Source organism: Pseudomonas sp. IPO3747 (assembly GCF_013385245.1).
Classification (GTDB): domain Bacteria; phylum Pseudomonadota; class Gammaproteobacteria; order Pseudomonadales; family Pseudomonadaceae; genus Aquipseudomonas; species Aquipseudomonas edaphica.
In genome coordinates, this window is the sequence record NZ_JACAQL010000025.1 from 129345 (window position 1) to 149734 (window position 20390).

Annotated in this window: 18 protein-coding genes; 17 read left to right on the forward strand and 1 reads right to left on the reverse strand. The window is 54.6% G+C overall.

Features of this window, described 5'->3' with window-relative positions:
• Position 1 precedes the first annotated feature (1 nt).
• The 14 genes from HX790_RS26270 (at position 2) to HX790_RS26335 (ending at position 13695) form a co-directional block, all read left to right on the forward strand.
• Positions 2–874 carry a ParB/RepB/Spo0J family partition protein gene (locus HX790_RS26270; protein ID WP_017135124.1) on the forward strand — a complete coding sequence of 291 codons (873 nt, stop codon included), beginning with the start codon at positions 2–4 and terminating at the stop codon, positions 872–874.
• A 148-nt stretch (positions 875–1022) separates the two neighbouring features.
• Positions 1023–1430 carry a F0F1 ATP synthase subunit I gene (locus HX790_RS26275; protein WP_010565865.1) on the forward strand — a complete coding sequence of 136 codons (408 nt, stop codon included), beginning with the start codon at positions 1023–1025 and terminating at the stop codon, positions 1428–1430.
• Positions 1431–1446: 16 nt separating this feature from the next.
• Positions 1447–2316, forward strand: coding sequence for a F0F1 ATP synthase subunit A (atpB, locus tag HX790_RS26280; protein ID WP_017135123.1), 870 nt, complete (start codon positions 1447–1449; stop codon positions 2314–2316).
• Positions 2317–2449: 133 nt separating this feature from the next.
• Entirely contained in the window at positions 2450–2707 is a 258-nt protein-coding gene (atpE, locus tag HX790_RS26285) for a F0F1 ATP synthase subunit C (protein WP_002555987.1), read from the forward strand.
• Positions 2708–2763: 56 nt separating this feature from the next.
• Positions 2764–3234 (forward strand): F0F1 ATP synthase subunit B, encoded by a 471-nt coding sequence (locus HX790_RS26290; RefSeq protein ID WP_017135122.1) that lies wholly within the window; start codon positions 2764–2766, stop codon positions 3232–3234.
• Between the two features lie 12 nt (positions 3235–3246).
• Entirely contained in the window at positions 3247–3783 is a 537-nt protein-coding gene (locus tag HX790_RS26295; protein ID WP_017135121.1) for a F0F1 ATP synthase subunit delta, read from the forward strand.
• 21 nt (positions 3784–3804) lie between these two features.
• Positions 3805–5349: a F0F1 ATP synthase subunit alpha gene (atpA, locus tag HX790_RS26300; protein WP_017135120.1), complete on the forward strand. Its 1545-nt coding sequence runs from the start codon at positions 3805–3807 to the stop codon at positions 5347–5349.
• A gap of 50 nt (positions 5350–5399) precedes the next feature.
• Positions 5400–6260 (forward strand): F0F1 ATP synthase subunit gamma, encoded by an 861-nt coding sequence (gene atpG, locus HX790_RS26305; RefSeq protein WP_010207685.1) that lies wholly within the window; start codon positions 5400–5402, stop codon positions 6258–6260.
• Between the two features lie 27 nt (positions 6261–6287).
• Positions 6288–7664, forward strand: a complete 1377-nt coding sequence (gene atpD, locus HX790_RS26310) for a F0F1 ATP synthase subunit beta (RefSeq protein WP_017135118.1) — start codon at positions 6288–6290, stop codon at positions 7662–7664.
• Between the two features lie 44 nt (positions 7665–7708).
• Positions 7709–8125, forward strand: a complete 417-nt coding sequence (locus HX790_RS26315) for a F0F1 ATP synthase subunit epsilon (RefSeq protein ID WP_017135117.1) — start codon at positions 7709–7711, stop codon at positions 8123–8125.
• A 123-nt stretch (positions 8126–8248) separates the two neighbouring features.
• The gene (gene glmU / locus HX790_RS26320; protein WP_017135116.1) at positions 8249–9616 is read left to right on the forward strand and encodes a bifunctional UDP-N-acetylglucosamine diphosphorylase/glucosamine-1-phosphate N-acetyltransferase GlmU; all 1368 of its coding nucleotides are present in this window, start codon (positions 8249–8251) and stop codon (positions 9614–9616) included.
• 241 nt (positions 9617–9857) lie between these two features.
• Positions 9858–10625 (forward strand): DeoR/GlpR family DNA-binding transcription regulator, encoded by a 768-nt coding sequence (locus HX790_RS26325; protein WP_017135115.1) that lies wholly within the window; start codon positions 9858–9860, stop codon positions 10623–10625.
• 10 nt (positions 10626–10635) lie between these two features.
• Positions 10636–12468 carry a glutamine--fructose-6-phosphate transaminase (isomerizing) gene (gene glmS / locus HX790_RS26330; protein WP_017135114.1) on the forward strand — a complete coding sequence of 611 codons (1833 nt, stop codon included), beginning with the start codon at positions 10636–10638 and terminating at the stop codon, positions 12466–12468.
• 156 nt (positions 12469–12624) lie between these two features.
• Positions 12625–13695, forward strand: a complete 1071-nt coding sequence (locus tag HX790_RS26335) for a TniQ family protein (RefSeq protein ID WP_176992453.1) — start codon at positions 12625–12627, stop codon at positions 13693–13695.
• A gap of 41 nt (positions 13696–13736) precedes the next feature.
• Here HX790_RS26335 and HX790_RS26340 read toward each other — a convergent pair whose 3' ends face one another.
• Positions 13737–15320: a TnsD family Tn7-like transposition protein gene (locus HX790_RS26340; RefSeq protein ID WP_176992454.1), complete on the reverse strand. Its 1584-nt coding sequence runs from the start codon at positions 15318–15320 to the stop codon at positions 13737–13739.
• 644 nt (positions 15321–15964) lie between these two features.
• On the opposite strand from HX790_RS26340, the gene HX790_RS26345 reads away from it, so the two are divergent.
• The 3 genes from HX790_RS26345 to HX790_RS26355 are packed head-to-tail and all read left to right on the forward strand — an operon-like array spanning position 15965 to position 20249.
• Entirely contained in the window at positions 15965–16897 is a 933-nt protein-coding gene (locus HX790_RS26345; RefSeq protein WP_256349246.1) for a hypothetical protein, read from the forward strand.
• Positions 16894–18903, forward strand: coding sequence for a transposase (locus HX790_RS29680; RefSeq protein ID WP_256349247.1), 2010 nt, complete (start codon positions 16894–16896; stop codon positions 18901–18903). Before HX790_RS26345 ends, HX790_RS29680 begins: the two co-directional genes overlap by 4 nt.
• Entirely contained in the window at positions 18900–20249 is a 1350-nt protein-coding gene (locus HX790_RS26355) for a transposase (RefSeq protein WP_176992455.1), read from the forward strand. Before HX790_RS29680 ends, HX790_RS26355 begins: the two co-directional genes overlap by 4 nt.
• The last annotated feature ends 141 nt before the right edge of the window (positions 20250–20390 follow it).

Sequence of the window (20390 nt, forward strand, 5' to 3'; positions counted from 1 at the left end):
CATGGCCGTCAAGAAACGAGGTCTCGGACGTGGACTGGATGCACTGTTGAGTGGTCCGACTGTCACTTCGCTTGAAGAACAAGCGGTACAGGCCGACGAGCGCGAGCTGCAACATTTGCCGCTGGACTTGATCCAGCGCGGCAAATACCAGCCACGCCGCGATATGGACCCCCAGGCGCTGGAAGAACTGGCCAACTCGATCAAGGCCCAGGGCGTGATGCAGCCGATTGTGGTGCGCCCGATCGGCGGCGGTCGGTTTGAAATCATCGCCGGCGAACGCCGCTGGCGCGCAAGCCAGCAGGCCGGAAAGGAAACCATCCCGGCGATGGTGCGCGATGTACCGGATGAAACCGCCATCGCCATGGCGTTGATCGAAAACATCCAGCGTGAAGACCTCAACCCGGTTGAAGAAGCGATCGCGTTGCAGCGTTTGCAGCAGGAATTCCAGCTGACCCAGCAACAAGTGGCCGACGCGGTGGGTAAATCCCGCGTCACGGTGTCCAACTTGCTGCGTCTGATCGCGTTGCCGGAAGTCATCAAGACCATGTTGTCCCACGGCGACCTGGAAATGGGTCATGCCCGTGCTTTGCTCGGTTTGCCGGAAAATCAACAGGTTGAAGGGGCGCGACACGTTGTCGCACGAGGGCTCACGGTGCGTCAGACTGAGGCGCTGGTTCGCCAGTGGCTGAGCGGCAAACCTGCACCGGTCGAAACCGCCAAACCTGATCCGGATATCGCACGCCTCGAGCAGCGCCTGGCCGAGCGGCTGGGCTCTGCGGTACAAATTCGCCACGGCAAGAAGGGCAAAGGGCAATTGGTTATCGGATATAACTCGCTTGACGAGCTTCAGGGCGTCCTTGCCCACATCCGCTGAAACATTTGCTTATGTAGCGCGCGATCGGAAAACACTACCCGACAGTTGAATAGGGGCTGAACCGCCCCTATACTCTGCGCGCATTTTGTCGGCACAAATTATGCCAAGTTATTGATTCTCGGCAGCCGACCATTGAGGAGCAAAAGTGATGGAAACCCGCACGCCAAACACGTTGCCGTTCCATCGCTTGGCCGTTTTCCCGGTTTTATTGGCTCAATTTGTCATTCTACTGATCGCCGCGTTGGCGCTTTGGTACTGGCATGGAGTCGTAGCCGGATATTCAGGACTCTGCGGAGGCCTGATAGCCTTGCTGCCCAATATGTATTTTGCTCACAGGGCCTTTCGGTTTTCCGGCGCCCGAGCAGCCCAGGCTATCGTCCGGTCATTTTATGCCGGCGAGGCGGGGAAACTGATTTTGACGGCAGTGCTGTTTGCACTGACCTTTGCAGGTGTGAAGCCATTGGCGCCGCTGGCTGTATTCGGCGTCTTCGTGTTGACCCAACTGGTCAGCTGGTTCGCTCCCCTGCTAATGAAAACAAGACTTTCGAAACCTTAGGGCGTTTGAGGCAACCATGGCAGAAACAACCGCTTCGGGCTATATCCAGCACCACTTGCAGAACCTGACCTTCGGTCAGCTTCCCAACGGCGGCTGGGGCTTCGCCCACACCGCAGCAGAAGCCAAAGAAATGGGTTTCTGGGCTTTCCACCTGGATACTCTGGGCTGGTCGGTCGCATTGGGTCTGATCTTCGTCCTGATTTTCCGCATGGCGGCAAAAAAGGCGACTTCCGGTCAGCCAGGTGCTTTGCAGAACTTCGTTGAAGTATTGGTCGAATTCGTCGATGGCAGCGTGAAAGACAGCTTCCATGGCCGTAGCCCGGTGATTGCACCGCTGGCACTGACCATCTTCGTCTGGGTGTTCCTGATGAACGCCGTCGACCTGATCCCGGTTGACTGGATTCCTCAGCTCGCCATGGCGATCAGCGGCGATCCGCATATTCCATTCCGTGCCGTATCGACCACTGACCCTAACGCTACCCTGGGCATGGCCTTGTCGGTATTCGCGTTGATCATTTTCTACAGCATCAAGATCAAGGGCATCGGCGGCTTCATCGGCGAACTGACCCTGCACCCGTTCGGCAGCAAGAACATTTTCGTTCAAGCCCTGCTGATCCCGGTGAACTTCCTGCTGGAGTTCGTCACCCTGATCGCCAAGCCTATCTCCCTGGCTCTGCGACTGTTCGGCAACATGTATGCCGGCGAGCTGGTGTTCATTCTGATCGCTGTGATGTTCGGCAGTGGTCTGCTCTGGCTTAGCGGCCTGGGCATTGTTCTGCAGTGGGCGTGGGCTGTGTTCCACATCCTGATCATCACCCTGCAGGCCTTCATCTTCATGATGCTGACCATCGTCTACCTGTCGATGGCGCACGAAGAGAACCATTAAGACCGGTCTCGACTAGTCTGATGTCCTTCCCGGTGAAACGGGAAGGTGGCCCACCAGGGCTATGAAACGATTTGTTTTACCGCTTTAAAATCTAAAAAACCTAAACCATACGACGTAAAAGTCGGGAGGAAAGATGGAAACTGTAGTTGGTCTAACCGCTATCGCTGTTGCACTGTTGATCGGCCTGGGCGCCCTGGGTACTGCCATTGGTTTCGGCCTGCTGGGCGGCAAGTTCCTGGAAGGCGCAGCGCGTCAGCCAGAAATGGTCCCAATGCTGCAGGTTAAAATGTTCATCGTTGCCGGTCTGCTCGACGCCGTGACCATGATCGGTGTTGGTATCGCTCTGTTCTTCACCTTCGCGAACCCCTTCGTTGGTCAACTCGCCGGTTAATCACTCGTTTTTTCGAGTGATTGGTGTGTTGTGCAACGAACGAGCGAGGTATTGGCGTGAACATTAATGCAACCATTATTGGTCAGTCCTTAGCGTTCTTGATTTTTGTCGTTTTCTGCATGAAGTTCGTATGGCCTCCGGTCATCGCAGCTTTGCACGAACGTCAGAAGAAGATCGCGGATGGACTGGACGCTGCCACCCGTGCAGCTCGCGACCTGGAGTTGGCCCAAGAGAAAGCGGGCCATCAACTGCGCGATGCTAAGGCACAGGCAGCTGAAATCATTGAGCAAGCCAAGAAACGCGGTAATCAGATTGTTGAAGAGGCTGTTGAAAAAGCCCGTATCGACGCTGACCGTGTGAAGGTTCAGGCTCAGGCCGAGATCGAGCAGGAATTGAACAGTGTCAAAGATGCGCTGCGTGCCCAACTGGGTGCTCTGGCCGTCGGCGGTGCTGAGAAGATCCTGGGTGCCACAATCGATCAAAACGCGCACGCGGAGCTGGTTAACAAACTGGCTGCTGAAATCTAAGCGAGGGCGATCATGGCAGAATTGACCACGTTGGCCCGACCTTACGCTAAGGCAGCCTTCGAGCACGCCCAGGCCCACCAGCAGCTGGCCTCTTGGTCAGCCATGCTCGGCCTGGCTGCAGCAGTGTCGCAAGACGACACCATGCAGCGCGTGCTCAAGGCCCCGCGACTGACGAGCGCAGACAAGGCCGCCACTTTTATTGAAGTGTGCGGCGACAAGTTTGATGTGAAGGTACAGAACTTCATCCACGTCGTTGCCGAAAACGACCGTCTCCCGCTTTTGCCGGAGATCGCCGCTCTGTTCGACCTGTACAAGGCCGAAGAAGAGAAATCGGTAGACGTTGAAGTGACCAGTGCTTTTGCATTGAACCAAGAACAGCAAGACAAACTCGCCAAGGTTCTCAGTGCACGACTCAATCGGGAAGTGCGCCTGCAAGCTTCGGAGGACGCATCCCTGATTGGTGGTGTTGTTATCCGTGCCGGCGACCTGGTTATCGATGGCTCGATTCGCGGCAAAATCGCGAAACTTGCCGAAGCATTGAAATCTTGAGTTTGAAGGGGCAGCAGAGCAATGCAGCAACTCAATCCTTCCGAAATAAGTGAAATTATCAAGGGCCGCATCGACAAGCTCGATGTGACCTCCCAAGCCCGTAACGAAGGCACTGTCGTCAGCGTATCTGACGGCATCGTGCGGATTCACGGTCTGGCCGACGTCATGTACGGCGAGATGATCGAGTTTCCGGGCGGCGTCTACGGTATGGCCCTCAACCTGGAGCAAGACTCCGTAGGTGCCGTTGTATTGGGCGCGTACACCAGTCTGGCTGAAGGCATGAGCGCCAAGTGCACAGGCCGCATCCTGGAAGTTCCGGTTGGTAAGGAACTGCTGGGTCGCGTAGTCGACGCACTGGGTAACCCTGTTGACGGTAAAGGTCCACTGGGCAACACCGAGACCGACGCGGTCGAGAAAGTTGCTCCAGGCGTGATCTGGCGTAAGTCGGTAGACCAGCCTGTACAGACTGGCTACAAGGCTGTCGATGCCATGATCCCAGTCGGCCGTGGCCAGCGTGAGCTGATCATCGGTGACCGTCAGATCGGTAAAACCGCTCTGGCGATCGACGCGATCATCAACCAGAAAGACAGCGGCATTTTCTGCGTCTACGTAGCCATTGGTCAGAAGCAATCGACCATCGCCAACGTGGTTCGCAAGCTGGAAGAAAACGGCGCCCTGGCCAACACGATCATCGTGGCTGCCAGTGCTTCGGAATCTCCTGCGCTGCAATTCCTGGCACCGTACTCCGGTTGCACCATGGGTGAATTCTTCCGCGACCGCGGTGAAGACGCGCTGATCGTTTATGACGATCTGTCCAAGCAAGCAGTGGCTTACCGCCAGATTTCCCTGCTGCTGCGCCGTCCACCAGGCCGTGAAGCTTACCCAGGCGACGTGTTCTATCTCCACTCCCGTCTGCTGGAGCGCGCATCCCGCGTTTCGGAAGAATACGTAGAGAAGTTCACCAACGGCGCAGTGACCGGCAAAACCGGTTCCCTGACCGCACTGCCGATCATCGAAACCCAGGCTGGCGACGTTTCCGCGTTCGTTCCGACCAACGTGATTTCCATCACCGACGGTCAGATCTTCCTGGAATCGGCCATGTTCAACTCCGGGATCCGTCCTGCTGTGAACGCCGGTGTTTCGGTATCCCGTGTGGGTGGTGCCGCTCAGACCAAGATCATCAAGAAGCTCTCCGGTGGTATCCGTACCGCTCTGGCTCAGTACCGTGAACTGGCGGCATTCGCCCAGTTCGCTTCTGACCTGGACGAAGCGACCCGTAAGCAACTTGAGCATGGTCAGCGCGTTACCGAGCTGATGAAGCAGAAGCAATACGCCCCAATGTCGATCGCTGACATGGCGTTGTCGCTGTATGCCGCTGAGCGTGGGTTCCTGACTGACGTCGAAATCACCAAGGTCGGCAGCTTTGAACAAGCGCTGATTGCTTACTTCAACCGCGATCACGCCGACTTGTTGGCCAAGATCAACGTGAAGGGTGACTTCAATGACGAAATCGACGCTGGCATGAAAGCCGGTATCGAGAAGTTCAAGGCCACCCAAACCTGGTAAGCCGCAGCGGGAGCCGCAAGGCTCCCGCTTGCTAACCTGATAGGTGTTACATGGCAGGCGCAAAAGAGATTCGCAGTAAGATTGCGAGCATCAAAAGCACGCAAAAGATTACCAGCGCCATGGAAAAAGTGGCGGTCAGCAAAATGCGCAAGGCACAAATGCGCATGGCTGCTAGCCGTCCTTATGCGGAGCGTATCCGCCAGGTAATTGGGCATTTGGCTAACGCCAACCCGGAATACCGCCACCCGTTCATGATCGACCGCGAAGTTAAGCGTGTGGGTTATGTAGTAGTGAGCAGTGACCGTGGTTTGTGCGGTGGTCTGAATACCAACCTGTTCAAGGCCCTGGTCAAGGACATGGCGGTAAACCGCGAAAAGGGCGTCGAGATCGATCTGTGTGTAGTTGGTAGCAAGGGTGCGGCCTTTTTCCGCAACTTCGGCGGTAACGTCGTTGCAGCTATCAGCCACCTGGGTGAAGAGCCGTCGATCAATGATTTGATCGGCAGTGTGAAGGTGATGCTGGATGCGTACCTGGAAGGCCGGATTGACCGCCTGTCCGTGGTATCCAACAAGTTCATCAACACCATGACCCAGCAGCCAACCGTGGAGCAATTGATTCCACTGGTGGCGACTCCGGATCAGGAACTCAAGCACCACTGGGACTACCTCTACGAACCAGACGCCAAAGAGCTGCTTGACGGCTTGATGGTGCGCTACGTGGAGTCGCAGGTGTACCAGGCGGTGGTCGAGAACAACGCAGCTGAACAAGCGGCGCGGATGATCGCGATGAAAAACGCTACCGATAACGCCGGTGATCTGATCAGCGATTTGCAGCTGATCTACAACAAGGCGCGTCAGGCTGCGATCACCCAAGAGATCTCGGAAATCGTCGGCGGCGCTGCCGCGGTTTAACGGTTCAAATATTCAGAGGATCCAGCTATGAGTAGCGGACGTATCGTTCAAATCATCGGCGCCGTTATCGACGTGGAATTCCCACGCGACAGCGTACCGAGCATCTACAACGCGCTGAAAGTACAAGGCGCGGAAACCACTCTGGAAGTTCAGCAGCAGCTGGGCGACGGCGTGGTTCGTACCATTGCGATGGGTTCCACCGAAGGCTTGAAGCGCGGTCTGGACGTTGTCGACACTGGCGCTGCCATCTCCGTACCGGTCGGTAAAGCGACCCTGGGCCGGATCATGGACGTACTGGGCAACCCGATTGACGAAGCTGGCCCGATCGACACCGAAGAGCGCTGGGGCATTCACCGTCCAGCACCTTCGTTCGCCGAACAAGCTGGCGGCAACGATCTGCTCGAAACCGGTATCAAGGTTATCGACCTGGTTTGCCCGTTCGCCAAAGGCGGTAAAGTCGGTCTGTTCGGTGGTGCCGGTGTAGGCAAAACCGTAAACATGATGGAACTGATCCGTAACATCGCCATCGAGCACAGCGGTTATTCCGTGTTCGCCGGTGTGGGTGAGCGTACTCGTGAGGGTAACGACTTCTACCACGAGATGAAGGACTCCAACGTTCTGGACAAAGTGGCACTGGTTTACGGTCAGATGAACGAGCCGCCGGGTAACCGTCTGCGCGTAGCACTGACTGGCCTGACCATGGCCGAGAAGTTCCGTGACGAAGGTAACGACGTTCTGCTGTTCGTCGACAACATCTACCGTTACACCTTGGCCGGTACTGAAGTATCCGCACTGCTGGGCCGTATGCCTTCCGCAGTAGGTTACCAGCCGACCCTGGCCGAAGAGATGGGCGTTCTGCAAGAACGTATCACTTCGACCAAAGAAGGTTCGATCACCTCGATCCAAGCGGTATACGTACCTGCGGATGACTTGACTGACCCGTCGCCTGCGACCACCTTCGCCCACTTGGACGCCACCGTCGTTCTGTCCCGTGACATCGCTTCCCTGGGTATCTACCCAGCGGTCGATCCACTCGACTCGACTTCGCGCCAGCTGGACCCGAACGTGATCGGCCAGGAGCACTACGACACCGCTCGCGGCGTTCAGTACGTGCTGCAGCGTTACAAAGAACTGAAGGACATCATTGCGATCCTGGGTATGGACGAGCTGTCGGAAGCCGACAAGCAGTTGGTAAACCGTGCTCGTAAGATCCAGCGTTTCTTGTCGCAGCCGTTCTTCGTGGCTGAAGTCTTCACCGGTGCTTCGGGTAAATACGTTTCCCTGAAAGACACCATTGCTGGCTTCAAAGGCATCCTCAACGGTGACTACGACCACCTGCCAGAACAAGCGTTCTACATGGTCGGCGGCATCGAAGAAGCGATCGAGAAAGCCAAGAAACTGTAATCTCGGCGCCCGGAAACGGGCGCTCATCAGGTTGAGGCAATCAGATGGCTATGACAGTCCATTGCGATATCGTCAGCGCGGAAGGGGAAATCTTCTCCGGTCTGGTAGAAATGGTGATTGCACACGGCGATCTGGGTGATCTTGGTATCGCCATGGGTCACGCACCGTTGATCACCAGCTTGAAGCCAGGTCCGATCACTCTGACCAAGCAAGGCGGGGAACGTGAGGTGTTTTACATCTCCGGCGGTTTCCTCGAGGTTCAGCCGAACATGGTCAAGGTACTTGCCGACACCGTGCAACGTGCTGGCGACCTGGATGAAGCCTCCGCTCAGGAAGCCGTCAAGGCTGCCGAGAAGGCCCTGAACGAAAAGGGTGCGGACTTCGACTACAGCGCTGCTGCTGTACGTCTGGCCGAGGCTGCAGCCCAGCTGCGCACGCTCCAGCAGATCCGCAAGAAGTAAGCGGCCTAGCCGCAATACTTCTAGCGCGATTGATTAAAAAGGGTAGCCTCGGCTACCCTTTTTCTTTTTCAGCAAAACACTTCTCTGGTCTGAAGTCGGACCGCCCAGGATTGGTAGCCATTCATGTCTCTTGAAATCGTCATTCTCGCCGCAGGCCAGGGCACCCGCATGCGTTCGGCTCTGCCCAAGGTTCTGCATCCGGTCGCAGGCAATTCCATGCTCGGTCATGTTATCCATAGCGCCCGGCAACTGGACCCCCAGCGTATTCACGTGGTGATCGGCCACGGCGCCGACGTGGTGCGTGAACGCCTGGCCGCGGATGACCTGAATTTCGTGTTGCAGGACAAACAACTGGGCACCGGCCACGCGACTGCGCAGGCCGTACCGTTCATCAGCGCCGACACCGTACTGATCCTCTACGGCGACGTACCGCTGATCGAAGTCGAAACCCTGCAACGCCTGCTCAAGCAAGTGCTACCTGGCCAGGTGGGCCTGCTCACCGTTGAGCTGGATGACCCAACCGGCTACGGCCGCATCGTGCGCGATGCGAGCGGCAAGGTTGCGGCCATCGTCGAGCACAAAGACGCCAGCGAAGCCCAACGCGCGATAACTGAAGGCAACACCGGCATTCTCGCCGTGCCGGCCAACATGCTGGCGGACTGGATGAGCCGCTTGTCCAACAACAATGCCCAGGGCGAGTACTACCTCACCGACGTCATTGAGATGGCCGTCAGTGACGGCCTGCTGGTTGCCACCGAGCAGCCCCATGACCCGATGGAAGTGCAGGGCGCCAACGACCGCAAGCAGCTTGCCGAGCTTGAGCGCCACTACCAACTGCGTGAAGGTCGCCGCCTGATGGCCCAGGGCGTAACCCTGCGTGATCCGGCGCGTTTCGACGTGCGCGGTGAAGTCAGCGTGGGCCGCGACGTGCTGATCGACATCAACGTAATCCTCGAGGGTCGTGTGATCATCGAAGATAACGTGGTAATTGGCCCTAACTGCGTAATCAAGGACAGCACCTTGCGCAAAGGCGTGGTGGTCAAGGCCAACAGCCATCTTGAGGGTGCAGTGATGGGCGAGGGTAGTGATGCCGGTCCGTTTGCGCGCCTTCGTCCGGGCAGTGTGCTGGGTGCCCGTGCGCACGTCGGCAACTTCGTTGAACTCAAGAACGCGAAAATGGGCGACGACGCCAAGGCCGGTCACTTGGCCTACCTCGGCGATGCGGTGATCGGCGCGCGCAGCAACATCGGCGCCGGTGCGATCACCTGCAACTACGATGGCGCCAACAAGTACCAGACCACCATTGGTGAGGATGTATTTATCGGCTCCAACAACTCGCTGATTGCGCCGGTCACCATTGGGGATGGTTCAAACACTGCGGCAGGTTCGACCATCAACCAGGATGTGGATAAGTCCCAACTGGCTGTTGCCCGCGCCCGCCAGCGCAACATCGACGGCTGGAAACGCCCGGTCAAAATCAAAAAGACCTGAGTTATCCACAACCTCACCAGCTAATGCTATCTCCTGTGGGAGCTGCCTTGCCTGCGATAGCGGTCTGGCATTCACGATGAATGTTGCCTGACACTCCGCCATCGCAGGCAAGGCAGCTCCCACATTGGTTGAGTGGTGTTAGTAAAAATCAGCGTAAAAATTACAGCTTGCCGCTTGACGATCTTTCGCCAATAGGTTTTGATTGTCTTCGTTATCTTTCGAAACGAAACTTATCACTACCATGTCGAAACGAAATACACCCCAACGACGCCACAACATTCTGACCCTGCTCAATGAACAGGGCGAAGTCAGCGTGGACGAATTGGCCAAACGTTTCGAAACTTCGGAAGTGACCATCCGCAAGGACCTCGCCGCCCTCGAAAGCAATGGCCTGCTGCTGCGCCGCTACGGTGGCGCGATCACCATGCCCCAGGAACTGGTCGGCGACGCTGCCCAGCCCATCTCGGCCTACAAGCGCGCCATCGCCCGGGCGGCCGTCATGCGCTTGCGTGAACACGCGCGCATCATCATCGACAGCGGCAGCACCACCGCCGCCATGATCCCGGAGCTCGGCCACCAGCCGGGCCTGGTGGTGATGACCAACTCCCTGCACGTGGCCCGCGCGCTGAGCGAGCTGGAACATGAGCCGGTGTTATTGATGACCGGCGGCACCTGGGACCCGCATTCGGATTCATTCCAGGGCCAGGTCGCCGAACAAGTGCTGCGTTCCTATGATTTTGATCAGTTGTTTATCGGCGCCGACGGCATCGATCTGGAACGTGGCACCACCACCTTCAACGAACTGCTGGGCCTGAGCCGTGTAATGGCCGAGGTCGCCCGTGAAGTGGTGGTGATGGTCGAATCCGACAAGATCGGCCGCAAGATCCCCAACCTGGAGCTGCCCTGGAGCAGCGTCCATACCCTTATTACCGATGATCGCCTGCCGCTTGAGGCCCGCGACCAGATCCAAGCCCGCGGCATTACGCTGATATGCGCGGCAATCATCTAGGAGATACACCATGTGTGGAATTGTAGGCGCAGTCGCTGAACGCAACGTCACCGCCATCCTGCTTGAAGGCCTCAAACGTCTGGAATACCGCGGCTATGACAGCGCTGGCGTAGCCGTATTTACCAACGCCGGCAAGCTCGAGCGCATGCGCCGCCCAGGCAAAGTCAGCGAGCTGGAACAAGCTTTGCTCGGCGAGCCGCTGGTGGGTCGTCTTGGCATCGCCCACACCCGTTGGGCCACCCACGGTGCACCGTGCGAACGTAACGCTCACCCGCATTTCTCCGGCGACCTGGCCGTGGTGCACAACGGCATTATCGAAAACCACGAAGTGCTGCGCGAACAGCTCAAGGGCCTGGGCTACGAGTTCACCTCGGACACCGACACCGAAGTCATCGCCCATCTGCTCAACCACAAGCTCAAGGACCTCGGCGACCTGACCGTCGCGCTCAAGGCTACGGTCAAAGAACTGCACGGCGCCTACGGCCTGGCCGTGGTCTGCGCCAGCCAACCCGACCGCGTGGTGGCTGCGCGCAGTGGCAGCCCGTTGGTGATTGGCCTGGGCCTGGGCGAAAACTTCCTTGCCTCCGACCAATTGGCGCTGCGCCAGGTTACCGACCGCTTCATGTACCTCGAAGAAGGCGATATCGCCGATATTCGCCGTGAAAGTGTGCAGATCTGGGACGTCAACGGCGTGCCGGTCGAGCGCGAAGCTGTGCAATACCGCGACGGTGCCGAGGCCGCTGATAAAGGTGAATTCCGCCACTTCATGCTCAAGGAAATCCACGAGCAACCGTCTGTGGTGCAACGCACCCTGGAAGGCCGCCTGAGCCAGAACCAAGTGCTGGTCAACGCCTTCGGCCCACAAGCCGCCGAGCTGTTCGCCAAAGTGCGCAATGTGCAGATCGTCGCCTGCGGCACCAGCTACCACGCCGGTATGGTTGCCCGTTACTGGCTCGAAGAACTGGCCGGCATCCCGTGCCAGGTCGAAGTCGCCAGCGAGTTCCGCTACCGCAAGGTGGTGGTGCAGCCCGACACCCTGTTCGTGACCATCTCCCAGTCCGGCGAAACGGCCGACACCCTGGCCGCGCTGCGTAATGCCAAAGAACTCGGCTTCCTTGGCAGCCTGGCGATCTGCAACGTCAGCATCAGCTCGCTGGTGCGCGAGTCCGACCTGACCCTGTTGACCCAGGCCGGTCGCGAAATCGGCGTGGCGTCCACCAAAGCCTTTACCACCCAACTTGTTGGCCTGTTGCTGCTGACCCTGTCCCTGGGCCAGGTGCGCGGCACCCTCGCCGAAGGCGTCGAAGCCACATTGGTCGAAGAACTGCGCCGCCTGCCGGCCCGTCTGGGCGAAGCCCTGGCCATGGACAGCACCGTGGAAAAAGTCGCCGAACTGTTCGCCGACAAAAACCACACCCTGTTCCTCGGCCGTGGCGCGCAATACCCGGTAGCGATGGAAGGCTCACTCAAGCTCAAGGAAATCTCGTACATCCACGCCGAAGCCTACCCGGCCGGCGAGCTCAAACACGGCCCCTTGGCCCTGGTGGATGACGACATGCCGGTGGTCACCGTCGCGCCGAACAACGAACTGCTGGAAAAGCTCAAATCCAACCTGCAGGAAGTACGCGCGCGTGGTGGTCAGCTAATCGTGTTTGCCGATGAAAAGGCCGGCATGACCAACGCCGAAGGCACTCACGTCATCAACATGCCGCACATCCACGACACCCTGTCGCCGATCCTCTACACCATCCCGTTGCAGCTGCTGTCGTATTACGTTGCTGTGCTCAAGGGCACTGACGTTGACCAGCCGCGTAACCTGGCGAAGTCGGTGACGGTGGAGTAATAGGCCATACCCTGGAGGCCCTTGTGGTCTTTGTGAATTAAAGCTGTCGCTTGCGAATTAAAACTGTCGATGGGGCTGCCAGGCTAGGTAGCCTCTCGACATTTCTTGATCGTCGGTTGTGTCGTGGTGAAAGAAATGCCAATCACTGGGGATTCGATGCGTCTCAGAATCCAGCGTGGTGAGTCTTTGCGTTCATACGTAGCGCGGACTCTGTACCTGAATTTCGGAAAACATGAGCTTTCCTCGTTAGCCAATGGGAATATCCTAACCAAGGATGTTAGAAAGATTGCTTCCATCCTTGGCTGGTCAGGATGTCATGGGTTTAATCGGCTTCTGCATGAGCATACTAACTATCCAATGAACTCAGTTTTCAAGGATGATCATGACATTTCATATTCGCTAGCCAGCTACACCAATTCTAGATATGTAATTGAGAGCAGCGCGCTTTCACACTCGTTCTGCCCTGATTGTTTATCAGACGACATAAAGTCATTGGGCTATTCGTACTGGCGCCGTCCCTTGCACAGCGATGTGAATGTTTGTACAAAGCATTCAACCAAGCTGGTTCACAACTGTCCATTTTGTGGTGAACATTTTTCGGTCGATAATCATGGGCTGGAAGTAATGTGGAGTGGCTGCAATGGCAGATATCTGAATGAGGTAGTTGCAGACACCGGTGTTGATGAAGTGGATGCTAAATTGGCCTCTTTCGTAGTGGGTTTCTATCAATGCTCATTCCATATTCCAATTGAAAAAGCCATTTGCGTTTTAATAGAAAGACTGATTCAACTTAGATCTACAACGTCTGAACGTATCGATCAACTTGAAAGTGACCTAGAATGGCTCGATAAGCGCATACATTCGATGAGCTGTGCCAAGTCCCAAAATAACGGACTGATGGTCAATGTGCTGAGCTTCTCTTATTTTGACATGGTAATAGTTTATTTTGACAGCTTCGATCATTTTCTGAATAGCCTGAGAGCAGCCAGCGCTAGCTTTCGTCCTATAGACTCTCTTTGGCATACTTATAACTCTGGTGGATTCGAGTCGCTTCAGTTTGTACAAGAGGATGAAGCGCATGGCATGGGGTATTGGTCTTGTCCGTATCCGTTTAAAGATTTTGCGGAATCTGAAAGTTTAGATAGTCTCGCCCGTAGAAAAAAGGCAAGGTATACGTGCTGCGACTTTCCCGCCCCAAAAAAACCGCTTGTTTATAGCGATGCATAATTTTGAACGTCAAACATCAGAGTAAGCGGAGTTTATAAGAACTAATATCGTCCACAAATAATTTCGCGGATTAATGCTCTAGTCTTCGGATAGCGGTCCTTTATCTCGAGGGATCGATACAATATAGGCACCAAACGATAAATATCATTCATTTTAATATGTGCTCCATCCGGTTTTTGAGCGCTTTCTTTTAAGACGGTCTCGACCAGAGAGACAAGCGACACGTCACGCTCATCCCAATTCAATCTAGAATTGTTTCCGCAACGCCCTGACGGCAATTTGCGGATTTGCGTATTCAGCCATTCTCGATCATTTCTATATAGCCAAGCATAGGTTTCAGGAATAACACATCGTATTTTTTTGGCACTAGCATCTTTATTTAAAGAGACTGCATTTGTCCACGCTGATTGATACGCTTGTAGATTTAACTCCAGCTCAATTTCTTTCCTTTTATACTTTAGGCCTTCTTCTTCTCGGATAATCCGATTTAGCGTACAGATAGTGATATCGAATTTATAGCAAATATCCTGCTTTGGTAATCCTGTTAACAAGAGCCGAACTATGCTAGCCCGTATAGGAGGTTTTAGCTTTTTTGGCTTGCGAGCTATAGTCTGGCGATTCGGGGATGTTAAAACTCGCGTTGTTTTGAGGCGCTTATTAGCACTAACTCTGAAATGGGGTTGCTCATCGTGCGAAATTACCATGCGATCATACGCACTTACGAATTCAGCGAAGCTGTCGAAAAGGAAAGTTATTAACGTCAAGTGCTTCAATGGATGGTGGTGGCCACGTGGGGCTCTTAACATTTGCGAGATGAACATCTTCGCTTGCTTATTAGTAGTAGGGAGTGATGTGAACGGTGAATACGGCTGCAGTAAGTTAGTGTGTTCCAAAAAAGTTGATAGGTTATGCGCAGGTCTATCTATAAAGCCTCGATACACGGTGCAGACTATGGATGGTTCAAAACGTCTCGATAATGGGAGGGATGCCAGATCCAAAACAGCGCCTCCAATAGACCGCGCTGCACTGTTCGATTGAAGGACTGATGTATAGGGTTCCAGATATTGCTCTTCCGGAAGGACCCAGCGAAAGCGCCCTGACCATGGGCGATTGATTGCACTTACCAGCAGAGGCGAATGGTGTATTGGGCACAAAAGCACTCCTGGATATTGATGGCTCCTATGCCAGTAAGCTACGCCATGTAGACTCAGATCTCGGCCCATGCAGATGGAACATCCTTTCAAGGGGTGCTCAGCCCCGAATCGGCCTGTTAGCAACCCTAAACGATATTTCAGTGAGCCGACTGATGGACCTCTCATCAACGTCTCTACACTTTGGATCTGTGTCTGGCACTGGAATGGGCGAAATAACGGGAAGATGGTGTGTCCATAGATTATGGACTCTACGTCGCCCCAGCAATCTGTAAGACGGCTGCTTAGCGCATCGAGATTGCCAGGGAAATCGTGAGTTACTGAGCGGTAGTTAGGGCCATAGAGCCACTCTAGCGTTGCCGGCGTATCCATATGCCCCAACCAGCAGTGCTGGCGGCTGCAAAGGCTGTAGAAGGTTTCATCTTCAAACCATTTGAGCACTTCTGTGGGCGCTGTTGAAATGCAGATGCTCATTAGTCCATCCTCGATAGAGCATTAAGACTAGGAAATGCTTCTACACGGAGGGAGATTTATTTTTATAACAGTGGTATTCCAAAATTCTTAATTAGGCTTTTAATTTCCAAATCGTATAACTGGATATTTTAAGTAAGAAATGATTATGAGAGCTTGTCGATTAACCTCTTATAGCCCACGAACACCCACCGACGGGAACAACGCTATCTGTTGTCACTGTCGCCGTCCTAACGGTAATATGCTTCTTCTATGCGCGTTTAAACCCAGAGAAGGTAGAGTGATAACTGACTATGGGGTAAGCAATGGCGGAATCACCGAGGCTACCGATGATTAACTATTAAATTTCTACGTTACGAACTAATTAGAGACAGGGACTCAAGTGCGACCTTGAGTCCCTGTGGATAAGTCAGATTTAACCGGCTGACCATTCCATTCTCTATTTCTGGTTGTGAGGCGTCAAGCCTCGCAAGGATTCGTTCATCCACAAGAAATGCGCTTTATCCACAGAAGCGCTGATGTACTCGTGCCCGAACGGCAAGGGCTCCACGTAAGTCATTGATTTTATCCCCAGCTTTTATGACTGAGTGGTGCCCTATAGAAATTGGACTATCTGTATGACACCGCAGAAAAGAATGGAGCTCATAATGAGCCGACAAGGTCGGTTCGAATGGGGCGACACGTACATCCCGGCGACGTTAGCAATTCCCCGGGAGGCACCAAAGGGATCTCGCATAAGCCGGCTCAATAGTCGAAGGCTGGGCCGCGCAATACATGCTCTTTCGACTCCAGAAAAGGTCTTTAGTCAGTTAGCGCTCTACCATCCCGATTTGATCGACCTTCACGAGCAGAAAATGCTGTGGCCGTTGAGCTCCGGGCATCCGCTCCGCGGTCATCCACTCACGAAGGGCCACTTCCTCTGTCCAGTCACTGGGACGGTAGAGATAGCCAAGGAGTTGGGATTTAAGCATCACGAGATCGGTGTGGACTTGGCCGATGGGCGGCGGGTGAAAATGCCGTTCCCCTACCAAGGAGACCTTCTGTTGTATCTGAAGGACCAGGAAGGCATTCCATATGCGATCAACTGGACGGTGAAGGACAGCAAAGCGGCATTCGGTGAACGTCGGATCACGGCTGCAAAAACCCCGGTGCAGCAAAAGAAAGATCGCGCGCACGCTTCCCTTCGAACCGAGTTGGAAAAGCTCTACTACGCCAGCGCTGGCGTCAGAACTGTGCAGATGTCCATGGATGAGCTGTCCCCTACAGTGATTGCCAATTTGGACCTGCTATTCATGACCCACGAGCTGCCGTTGTCGCTATGTCCTAATTTGCTAGATGACTTTAGCTCTTCGGTCCAGGAAGCAGCTTTTGCCGGCGAGCCTGTAGCGTACGTTGCGATCAGATACGCGAAATGCTGGGCGAGTCGGGATCAATTCATTGCGAAAATCTACCAGGACATCTGGCAACGCAAGCTCCTGGTCAACTTCTTAAAACCAATACTCATCGATCAGCCTCTCGACATGGAAGGAGGTGATCTTCTTCAGATATACGCATCACTTTTTCAGGGGATAGCGTCGTGATCTCGGGCGCTAGACTGATCGCGCCTGAGGGTTTTTTGTCTCTGGAAAGGGGGAAGATCTACCACTTCCTCCACAGTGACGGCAGTACCAACCGAGTCCGCCTGGTTGAGTTTTATGACGGCAATCATGAGCTTGCCTCACTTCTCATTACGCTGACGCGAATCGAATTTGAAGACGCGCTTGAGGATGGACTGATACTCGAGGTCGGTATAACAGACAATACTCCCCCATGGCTTGAGCCTGTTGGAGGCATTTCCATATCGCATCGAGAGAGCCGACGTGTGTCTTCCAAGGAAAGCTATGATCAGAAGGTCAACCGTCGTTTCGCTGCCATTTCTGATCTGGTCTTAAGACTCGCCGAAATACTCTCCAGTGACAGCCCAGACGCCATCATCAATGCACACGCCAAGGCTCACAAGCCTGAGCAAAATGCTGCTCGCCTACGGCTCTGGTTCTATACCTACATCGTGTTCGGCCACAACAAATGGGCGCTGATGCCGCCGCTGCATCGTATTGGTGGGTGGAATCGAGATAATCCGTCATACGTCCGCAAATTAGGGCGCCCATCGCTACATGGTAAGAGCTGGGGCTTTCGGTCCGACCAAGCGATGAAAGAAAAGATTCTTTCCGGATATATCGCTTACCGTTCTCCCTACAAAACTGCAAACACCATTTATGCGGAAATTCTTACCAAGGTGTTTGGGTGTGTGGCGAAGAAAGGTAGCGATGGCATCAGGTTCATTCATCCCAACGGTGAACCTTTTCCCACGTTTTCCCAAGTCCGATATCAGATTGAACAGTCGATCAATCCTAAGCAGCGATCCATTGGGGTTAGAGGGACGCACAAGACGCGTGCTATCTCGGGATCTCTGGGAAGCTTCGCGGATCGACTGCTCAACGTGAATCAGCGTGTCGAATTTGATGGCTATTACATCTCCGAGAAGCTTTCCGGAGTAACGGAGGGTAGCGCGGTCGATAGCTTTTGCGTCGTTCGAGCCGTGTGTGGACTCTCGGGACTAATCTTGGGCATCGGTTTCGCTGATGGAAAGGAAAGCATGGACGCCTACAGAATGTGCCTGTATTCGATGGCTAGCGATAAGGTCAAATATTGTGAGCTATTCGGGATTACCATTGAGTCGGATGATTGGCCAAGTCAGGGGCTATCTGGGGCGCTCGTATTCGATCGCGGTCCGGGAGCTAACTACGACGTGGAGCCCGAAATCAGTTGGCTAGGCACCTTTGAGAATACTCCTGTGTTCTCTGGACAATCCAAAGCGACGGTGGAGTCATCCCACCCGAGAGACAAGAAAACATGGGATCAACCCAGCTATTTCCACAGCACGCTGAATTTCGTACAGATGGCGAAACGAGAAATCGTACAGGTACTACTGGATAATCGTGTGTCAGACGCCAGTCGTCGAATGGATGAGGAGCTGGTACTGGCGGGAGTTAAGCCTACACCGGTTGCGATCTTTCAGTACTGGGACAAGCGCGCCAGAAACTCAGGCCAAACGATGCATCCCGATACTGCTGTCAGGAAGTTCCTGGCGGAAAGACCAGCCACAATCCAGAAGGATGCGGTGTACTTTTACGGGCGTAAGTACAGATCTCAATCGCTGGTCGAGACAGGTGTATTTGATCGGGTAGCGAAGAACGGCGTGATTTCTACATCAGCCTACACCCTCACAATGTGCGTACGGCACATATGGATTGAGGTAAACGGCACGCTCTATGAGCTCGACTTCCTCCGCTCTCAAAGGACCCGTGAGGGGTTCGGGGATATTTCGCTACGGGATCTCCAAGTCATTGATCAAATGAGACACGAAGGTAAGGCTGTGCTTCGCGACGAAACCCCAGCCACGAACCAGCATATGTGGGACAAGTTCAAGCAGAACACAGGGGAGGACGCATTCGGCGGTAGTCGAAAACCGGGGCGTCCTCCAAAAGACTCGTCGGCGCGGCGAGATTCAGACGACTATGATCGCTTAACAGGTAAAACCGGATGAACACTCTAACCGACACCCGGTTCAGTGATTGCCTGGACTCAGAAAAGATCCGTACCAAGGTCACCGTAAGACCAGAGCCTGCAGCGGGACTGGAATCCCTCGATCCTCTGATTGCAGCTGAGCTGTTGGAAAGTACGCTTAAACAAATTTTTATCCCCAATCAGTTTTCCCTGGCATTCATCAAAGAGATGGTGGGCAGGGCGTCATTACACAGCCAGCAGCTCTTCTCGAGCGAGGCCCAATACTCAGCGAGGGTATTCAACCCACCAGAGGTCGAAGTATCCCCCCTGTGCTTAACGGGGTTGGCCGGGATTGGAAAAAGCCAAACCATTGCGGCGTTGCGCAAGGTACTACCGCAGCCAACAGAGCTGTCGTGCGATCTTTACCAAGGCACCGTGCCCCTGCTGTCGCATTGGTATGCGAGTGCTAGAGGTAAGGCGAGCGGCAAAGCTCTTCTTGAGAACTTTGTTTTTGGAGATAACCCGAAGCTTCGCATGAGCACTGTTGCCATACTTCTAAAGGAGTCGCGACGAGCGGCTAACAAGCATGGGGTCTCTCTCACGATACTGGAGGAGATGCAACACATCAGCACGGGGTCTGGGGCCGCAATGGTGACTGATATCCTGTTGACCATGGCAGCGATTGGCCCACCCATGGTTTTCGTGTGCAACTACAGTCTGGCCCACAAGCTTCTTAAGCGAAACAGCGAAGATACTCAGCGGCTGCTTGCTGCTCCTCGACTGATGTTACCGGAAGAGCCCAATAGCCAGGATTGGATAGATTACATCGCTGAATGCCTGCGGGTGAGCAATGGTTACATTAGCGCGGACATCGTTGAGCTTGCTGAGGAGGTATACCGTTGTACTTTTGGGATCAAGCGATTGGTAACGCTGCTTTTGAAGCTTGCATATGTGGAATGCCGCAGCGCGGGTCGGCAGTCGGTGAATGTTATAGACATCCTTAACGCGTACCGGTCTACCGCCTACACAGTAGGCGCCGGTCAGGTGGAGGAATTGCAATACTTGGCAATAGGCGGGCGGCCTAAGAAAGCGCAGCTGCATTTGGTATGCCCGTTTGATGTGCCCGAGCCGATGAAGTCGAACGTTGTGAAGTTTACGCGTGATGACCGTCATCAGCGTGTCATTTCTAAGGTCTTCGATTCAGCGCTGACTGAGCACGAACGAGCGGCTCAGAAGTCTGTGGACGTTCTCGTTCAGACAGATCCCCAACTATCCAAAAAACGTCGGTCCACCTCATTAGTTCAACTGTCGGCAGAGGAGCAAGCGAGTGCATTCTTCGACTACATCGATACGGTAGCACCGCCCAAGCCGACGAAGCCCAAATAGCGATTCCTTAGTCATGTGTAAAACGGCTTGGGTCTTTTCTATGTGATGAAATCAGATCGTTACGCGCGTTGGGCAGTAGCGTTCAAACAACATGGACTTGCCGCCACAAAACCGGACAGGCTACGAGCCTATCAGTCCATG